The organism is Parazoarcus communis SWub3 = DSM 12120 (assembly GCF_003226565.1).
Classification (GTDB): Bacteria; Pseudomonadota; Gammaproteobacteria; order Burkholderiales; family Rhodocyclaceae; genus Parazoarcus; species Parazoarcus communis.
In genome coordinates this window covers 1-488 of the sequence record NZ_QKOE01000123.1, presented here as the reverse complement: position 1 = coordinate 488, position 488 = coordinate 1, and the positions used below count along the sequence as shown (strand labels likewise).

The 488-nt window shown below is 63.1% G+C and carries 1 protein-coding gene; it reads right to left on the bottom strand.

From position 1 onward, the window contains the following. Nucleotides 1-488 (bottom strand): formyltransferase family protein (locus DNK49_RS23350; protein WP_279386441.1); only part of this gene is annotated, 488 nt, incomplete at both ends.

Sequence of the window (488 nt, the reverse complement as noted above, 5' to 3'; positions counted from 1 at the left end):
TAAGGCTTGGCGCCGACGAAGCTGGGCAGGAAGCTGTGGTGGATGTTGATGATCTGGCCGGGATGGCGCTCGCACAGGCCCGGCGACAGGATCTGCATGTAGCGGGCCAGCACCATCACGTCGCCCGCGGCTTCGCGGTAGAGGTCTTCGACCTTGGCGTAGGCCTCGGCCTTGGAGTCGGGGGTGACGGGCACGTGATGAAAGGGAATGCCGTGCCACTCGACCAGGCCGCGGAAGGTCTCGTGGTTGGAGATGACGCAGGGGATCTCGATGTTCAGCTCATCGGCATGCCAGCGCGACAGCAGGTCGTACAGGCAGTGTTCCTGCTTGCTCACCATCACCACGACGCGCTTCTTGCGTGCGCTGTCGCTGATCTTCCAGTCCATGCCGAATTCACGCGCAATCGGTGCGAACTTCTCGCGCAGCGCAGCGATGTCGAAGGGCAGCGAGTCGGCCAGGATCTCCTGACGCATGAAGAAGCGCTGACC